We start from the raw sequence: 7,449 nt of genomic DNA, 5'->3' as shown, positions 1-7,449 counted from the left end.
TTGGTAGACACAAGGGACTTAAAATCCCTCGGAACTTATACTTCCGTGTCGGTTCGACTCCGACCCCGGGCACCACTCCGATAAGACAGATTTTTCTGTCTTTTTTTATTTCTACTCTCTTCAAATCCATTTATAGAATGCATTTAAACTGCATTTACTTATCCTGATCTCTGTTCTTTTTAAGAAAATCAAGCCTTTTTAAAATTTTTATTTTTATTATAAATCAAAGACTAATTTTCAAAAGTGGCACAAAACGCCATTTGCGAACAGGATTTTTTTTCTTGTCTGATAGCATACGCTCAAAATTTTTAATCACCTTTTTAGGAGAAAAAAATGAAAGCAAAAGCTATTTTTAGAAAATTATTCTGTTATCTTTTTATTCTTATTCCTTTTTGCTTTTCTGTGTCTCAAGCTATGACCTTAAAATCAGTCACTATTGAGGCACCATATGAATACGACGCTAAGACTGACAGAAAAGTGATTAACAGTGTTGTCAATCAGTATATTGGTCAAGGCATTACTGTTTCTCTTCTCAATAATATTGTAAGTAACCTTAATAATCTGTATGCAACTTATGGTTTTATAGGCGCACTTGCTTTATATCCTTATCAGAATGCATCAGATGGTAATGTAACAATTGTTATTGACAAACTTAAGGTCTTAAAAAGCAGAATCGCAAATGATACAAACATTCCATATAAGAGAGTTTACTCTCTGCTTGCAAAAGCCAGAGCAAATCCTGCATCATCTGTAAATGACAGCTCGATTAGTGACCATCTCAATAAGGTTAAAGCTCTTGGTGCTTTTGATGTGGATGTTGTACTCACTCCAGTAACATCAGATGATCTTGAAAAAGCCTACTTTTTAAAAGCAGATGAATCATTTTATATGATGGATCTTGTAGCAAAGAAAAAGAAGCGAATTAATGCATCTGTCTACTATGACAACCATGGTACAAATTCTACCGGTAAACAAAGACTGACTGCTCTTATAGGCTCAAATAATCTGACAAATAATGCTGACAGAGGTTTTATTGGCCTAAATGCAACTGATAAAGGTCAGTTCAATACTGTTGCTGACTATGCTTATCTTCTTTCTGACAGTTTCGTATATGTTGGTGCGAACATAAACTATGGAGCATATTCAATCAAAAAAAATTATGCTCTGACCGATGTCAAAGGCGATATGTCAGGAATTGAGCTTTATTTACAGAATATTGCCTATAGCGATCCATTCAACATGACAATGATAAAAGGTGGTGCCTATTTTAGAAATATCAAAGACAAATTTAAAAGTTTTGATATTGAAATGAAAAGACGCAACGTAGGAAGCTACGTAGGTTTCACTCATGATTATCACAATATTAACAGATCTGCACTTTTTAAAACCGACAGTAGAATTGCACTTAGCAAGACAGATAATAAGGATGACTACTCTATCTATTCTGAAAATCCTTATTTCCTTTTAAACAGCAATAATACTTTTGACTACTTTTTATCTGATATATACTCATTAAATTTAAGAGCTAACATTCAGTTATCAAATAAGGAAGTTGATCCTATTGATCTTTTCAATGCAGGTGGTGATCAGGCTGTTTATGCATATCAGTCAAATCTTGCTGCAGGTGATTTAGGTCTTTTTGTCTCAACAGGAATAAGCAGACACAATAACGATCTTTTCAATTCAAAAATATCATTAGAACTGATGCAGTCTCATCTTAAGAATCAGCACAGTAAAAAAGAAAGTTTCTTTGGTGTTGGTATTAAAGCAAATCTTGAATATAAAGGATTCTTCTCAGAAATATCACTTAGCAAGGCTGTAGGAAAACATCAGTCAAAAGCACGCGACAGCATTAGCACACTTGTTCAGTTTGGATATAACTATTAGTAAGGAAAAAATCATATGAAATTTTTAAAAGTATTTGCAAATCTATTGATTGCGATTCTAATTACAAAGGCAAACGCTCAGTCAGTATTACCATCAGGTGCACTAAACATACATGGAAATGCATCTACAAATACAATTGGTAATCAGATGTTCATAACATCGAGTACTAAGAATAATGTAATTTCATGGTCAGATTTCTCAGTAGGAGATTCAAATAACGTGATATTTGATGCTAATAGATATCTGAATTTCGTGAGAGGCCCTAAGGCATCAGTGATTAGCGGCAATATTCTGTGCTCATCTGGAGGTGAATTCTATTTATTCAATCCAAATGGAATAACTCTATCAAAAGGCTCTAATATCGCAGCTGGTAAGGTTTATCTGTCAACGGCAAAGTTAACTGAAGAAAATGTAAACAGATTCTTGAATGGTAATGATATTACTCTTAGCTATAAAGGCATGGGCAAAATCAGAGCTGTTGGAAATATAACAACTAACAATCTTACAATGGATGGTAGTCAGATAATCATTGGTAATATTGAGAATATTAAAGGAATATCTGATGATGGTAATCACAAGCCTCTTACAAACAAAGATAGTAATAATATTATTTTAGCTTCATCTGTAAAAAGAATTGATATTGGTGGTAGCAAGAATATCGATCTTAATGAAGACTATAAGTTTTCAGAAGAATCAGGTGTCGTTTCACAGCTTGGCAAAACTGCAGTTTCAACAAGATCTGACTTTATTTCAATTTCAGATAATTTAGTTGGTGAATACTTTTTAACTAATGATATTGATATCGGTACACTTAACGACTCTATAGGCAAAAACAATGCATTTAAAGGCACTATAGACGGTTGTTACAATACTGTCACCTATCAGATCACAAAGGATGGTATTAGCACTGAAAATACTGGTCTTTTCAGCTCACTTGATAAAGCTAGGATTAGTAATCTTAAAATATCAAATCCAAAGATCAGTATTACAACCGATCTTGACAGAGGCAATATAGGCGCACTGGCAGGATCTGTTTTAGGCTCCGATCTTATGAATGTTGAAACAGACAGACTGAGTATTGATATTAATGCAAAAGGTGATTTTAAGGCAAATATAGGAGCAATTGCAGGTATTGTTGAGAATAATGGAGTAAACAATAAGCTTGAAAATCTAGCTGGCGGTTTTGATGTGCAAACACAGTCAAAATACCAGAGCAACTCTGATATTAACCTTGGTGCAATAGCAGGCAGACTGGACGATAATTCATCTATAAAAGGAGCTATTGTAGTAAAAGACAATTTTGATAATTCATCATTAAAAGCTTTTGCCAAAAATCTAAAAGGTGTGAAGTATGAAGAGAATGCACATTTAAAGGATGAAAACTACATTGTTTATAACGGAGAATACCAGAATAAGAATTTCTATACACCTTATTTTGTAGATAGCGATTATATCTTTGAATATGATGATACAAAGAAAACACAATATGATTATTCTGATCTGACTGATAACAAATATTTTAGACAGGACGACTATATTGATGTACAAAAGCAGTATACAGATAATATCTTGAATCCAGGTACCTATTCACATACATTGAGCAGCAAGGTTAACGGAACCCAATTCTATTTTGTTAAGGACAATCAGGCAAAAGACAATATTTTGCATTCTGTAATTATTACCAGAAAGGAAGACCAAAATAACAATGCAGGTGTTATAAAACCATCTGATAGCTCTAATAATCAAACAGGAAATAATCATAATCAGTCACTTTTATCAAATAATAGCAGTAATGAATATAATAATTCATTATTAGCTATAGAAGACAGACTTGAGAAACAAGAGTACAAGAATATCAGCAAGGAGGGTCAGGTTAAAGCTATAAGAAAAGGCATTACTGAAAATATGATCATGAATGATACTTTTCTTGCATCTTTAGATCTGAACAGTAACAGTGATGGTAAGACAATGCTTGCCTTAAAAGCAAAAGAAGATGAGGTAAAAGGATAATTAAGATAGCAAATACGGCAGTTGACTGCCGTATTTTAAATTATTTACTCAGAAGGAAGAACAAAGCTCTGCTCATTTACATTAAAACATTGAGCCTTATGCAGTAAAAGTGCATCTAAAAGACAGCATGCAAGCATAGCCTCTGCAATAGGAACTGCTCTGATGCCTACACAAGGATCATGTCTGCCCTTTGTAACGACCTCGCATTCTTCACCAAAACGGTTGATGCTTCTACCAGGAACAAGAATACTTGAAGTTGGTTTTAAAGCAATTTTTACCTTTATCTCCTGACCTGAAGAAATGCCACCTAGAATACCACCTGAATGATTTGATTGAAAACCATCCTTTGTTATCTCATCTCTAGCCTGTGAGCCTCTCATTGCTGCCAGAGCAAAACCGTCTCCGATTTCTACTCCCTTAACTGCATTGATACCCATCATGGCATAGGCAATTTTTGCATCCAAACGGTCAAAGACAGGATTTCCAAGTCCACAAGGAACATTATGAGCGCGTACCTCAACAACAGCACCAACGCTGTCCCCCTTTGTGGCAAGATCTTTAAACAAGGCCTTAAGATCATCAATCTTATTTGGATCTGAAAAATTAAATTCGTTTTCCAGTGCATTTTTCGCTGAATATACGTCAGTTGAAATATCACCGATTGCACTAACACATCCATCAATGCTTATATTGAACAGATCATTTAATACTTTTTTGGCAACTGCACCAGCTGCAACACGCATCGCAGTTTCACGGGCTGAAGAGCGTCCACCACCACGATAATCGCGAATACCGTATTTAGCAAGATAAGTATAGTCAGCATGACCAGGTCTGAACTTATCCATGATATCTGAATAGTCTTTTGAACGCTGAGATGTGTTTTCAATAATAAGACCAATAGGTGTACCTGTAGTTTTTCCCTCAAAAACACCTGATATGATCTTTACAGCATCAGCCTCATTTCTTGGGGTACCATATCTTGTGCTGCCAGGTCTTCTTCTATCAAGATCCGGCTGGATATTTTCTTCTGACAGCTCAACTAATGGAGGTACACCATCAATAATACAGGCCAGTGCAGCACCATGACTTTCACCACAGGTAGTAATGGTAAAAACCTCACCGAAACTATTTGCTGCCATTTAATACCTCATCTGCAGCTTTTTGGAAAATATCATGGTATGCAACAAGCTGCTCTTTTGAAAGAATGAAAACACCGCATCCGCCCTTTTTAAGATCAACAAAATGGAAAGGGACGGTTGGGAATAAATCTACTAAATGCTCTTCTGAGTTACCAACTTCCATGATAAGAATTCCGTCATCCTCAAGGAATTCAGGAGCATCAGCTAAAATTCTCTTAGCACAGTCAAGACCATCAGCACCTGAGCCTAAAGCCAAATCAGGCTCGCAGTGATATTCATCAGGCATTGTGCTCAAATCGTATTCATCAACGTATGGAGGATTTGCAACAATCACATCATACTTATCACCTTTTAGAAGATTGTCAAACAAATCTGATTTGATTAGTGTAACTTCATTTTCAAGGGCATAAGCTTCTACATTAATGTTTGCAACATCAAGAGCATCATCACTGATATCAACAGCATCAACTTCAATATCCCTGTCAAACTGCAGAGCAATAGCAATTGCAATACATCCAGAGCCTGTGCACATATCAAGAACACGCTCTGGTGACTTGCTTATATATGGAGAGAAGCCGTTTTCAATAAGCTCGCCAATAGGAGATCTTGGGATAATAACTCTGTCATCAACATAGAATTGTTTTGAACAGAAGAATGCTCTATGAGTCAGATAAGGAGTCGGGATCTTCTCAATCGCTCTTAAAATTGCGATTTTTGAAATTATCTCTCTTTCATAGGCTGTAAGTTTAGTATTTAGAACAAGCTCATCTACAGGAGGGGTCAGATGCATAACAGCATGAACAATTTCCTGAGCTTCATCCCAGTAGTTATCAGTGCCGTGACCGACATAAACATCATAGGTTGCAAAAACAGATACAAGGTATCTTACGACGTCCTGAACTGTTTCTAACTCTTTTTCAATAACATTGTGAATCTGCTCTACACTTGGAGGTGTATCAAGCATTGCATGAATATCAAGTATCTCTTGATTAGATGATAATTTCGACATATAAGCTTTCTAAAAAAAAATGAATACATGTTGATTATATCATCAAATATAAGCCGATACCGTCTTAGCACCTTAAAAATCAACAAGAAATAAAAATATTAAATTGTTCTGTCAGAAAACCGGCAAATTAATGCCTTTTTATAATTCTCACTATTTTCTTTTTCTTTGCTAAAAAAATAATACATACAATTTTTTATTTGTTTTTCAAAGCGTTAAATAATAAATAATATTATCTGGCATACTTTTTTCATATCAATAAGTAACTTCAGATTATATCGATTTTTTCGACAGTGGAGCTAGTCTGAAGACAATAATCATTATTTGGGGAGAAAAGAAAATGGCTCTATATGTACAAACAAATACATCGTCTATAAATGCACAAAGACGATTGAATAATGCAACAAAATCTCTGGATACAACCTTTAAGCGTTTATCTTCAGGTTTAAGAATCAATTCAGCTAAAGACGATGCTGCAGGCTTGCAGATTTCTGACAGATTAACATCTCAGATTAATGGTCTTAAGCAGGGTAACAGAAATGCCAATGACGGTATTGCTCTTTGCCAGACTATGGAAGGTGCTCTTGATGAAACCACATCAATGCTTCAGCGTATCCGTACTTTAGCTCTTCAGGCTGCTAACGGAACTAATACAACTATTGACCGTCAGGCTATCCACGAGGAAGTTTTACAGCTTTCACAGGAAATTACCCGTATTGCATGTAAAACCACATTCGGTGGTCAGCAGTGTCTTGCTGGTGCAAACAAAGGTATATTCAACAATAAAGGTGAACTTTCATTCCAGGTTGGTGCCTATGCATTTGATACCCTGACTGTGACTATGTCAAACGGTTTTACCATATCAGGTATCTGTGCTCAGTATAAGAAGCAGACTGGTAGTGGTAGTTTAAATATGGGTGGTGCTGCAACTCAAGATAACACCACAAATGGTCTTTATGAAGAAAAGGTTGTTGTAGGTAATAATCAAACAGTGTCATATTATGCCTTTTCTGTTCATTCTGCATCAGCAGCTCAGAATACTATACAGACAATCGACAAGATCATAAATATTGTTGATTCTAAGAGAGCTGAGCTTGGTGCATTGCAAAACAGAATGGAATCAACAATCCGTAATCAGGAAAATGTCGCTGAAAATGTATCAGATGCAAGATCACGTATCCGTGATACTGATTACTCTGAGGAAGCTTCAAATCTGTCAGCTCAGCAGATTATCCAGCAGGCTGCTCAGAGTGTCTTGACTCAGGCAAATCAGAGACCTCAGATTGCAATGAATCTGCTTGGAAACTAATAAACATCTCCTCAAATTCCAGGCAGATAAAGGTGGCAAAAAATTGCCACCTTTGTTTTTTTTAATCATTAAACAATTATAATTTTCTTTAATTTTCA

General features: G+C 35.5%; 5 protein-coding genes. 3 read left to right on the top strand and 2 right to left on the bottom strand.

Features of this window, described 5'->3' with window-relative positions:
• Window positions 1–333: 333 nt before the first annotated feature.
• Both J5V48_RS07400 and J5V48_RS07395 read left to right on the top strand, forming a co-directional pair.
• Window positions 334–1,887: a POTRA domain-containing protein gene (locus J5V48_RS07400; protein ID WP_219937936.1), complete on the top strand. Its 1,554-nt coding sequence runs from the start codon at window positions 334–336 to the stop codon at window positions 1,885–1,887.
• A gap of 15 nt (window positions 1,888–1,902) precedes the next feature.
• Window positions 1,903–3,897 carry a two-partner secretion domain-containing protein gene (locus J5V48_RS07395; protein ID WP_219937935.1) on the top strand — a complete coding sequence of 665 codons (1,995 nt, stop codon included), beginning with the start codon at window positions 1,903–1,905 and terminating at the stop codon, window positions 3,895–3,897.
• Between the two features lie 44 nt (window positions 3,898–3,941).
• Here the strand turns inward: J5V48_RS07395 and aroC are convergent, their stop codons facing one another.
• Both aroC and prmB read right to left on the bottom strand, forming a co-directional pair.
• Window positions 3,942–5,036, bottom strand: a complete 1,095-nt coding sequence (gene aroC / locus J5V48_RS07390) for a chorismate synthase (protein ID WP_219937934.1) — start codon at window positions 5,034–5,036, stop codon at window positions 3,942–3,944.
• A complete protein-coding gene (prmB, locus tag J5V48_RS07385; RefSeq protein WP_418896170.1) occupies window positions 5,023–6,000 on the bottom strand; it encodes a 50S ribosomal protein L3 N(5)-glutamine methyltransferase in 978 nt (325 codons plus the stop codon). Before prmB ends, aroC begins: the two co-directional genes overlap by 14 nt.
• Window positions 6,001–6,382: 382 nt before the next feature.
• Between prmB and J5V48_RS07380 the strand changes: the two genes are divergently transcribed.
• The gene (locus J5V48_RS07380; RefSeq protein ID WP_219937931.1) at window positions 6,383–7,351 is read left to right on the top strand and encodes a flagellin N-terminal helical domain-containing protein; all 969 of its coding nucleotides are present in this window, start codon (window positions 6,383–6,385) and stop codon (window positions 7,349–7,351) included.
• Window positions 7,352–7,449 lie beyond the last annotated feature (98 nt).

The sequence above is a fragment of the Succinivibrio faecicola genome (genome assembly GCF_019448115.1).
GTDB lineage: Bacteria > Pseudomonadota > Gammaproteobacteria > Enterobacterales > Succinivibrionaceae > Succinivibrio > Succinivibrio faecicola.
This window is presented reverse-complemented; position numbering and strand designations above follow the sequence as displayed.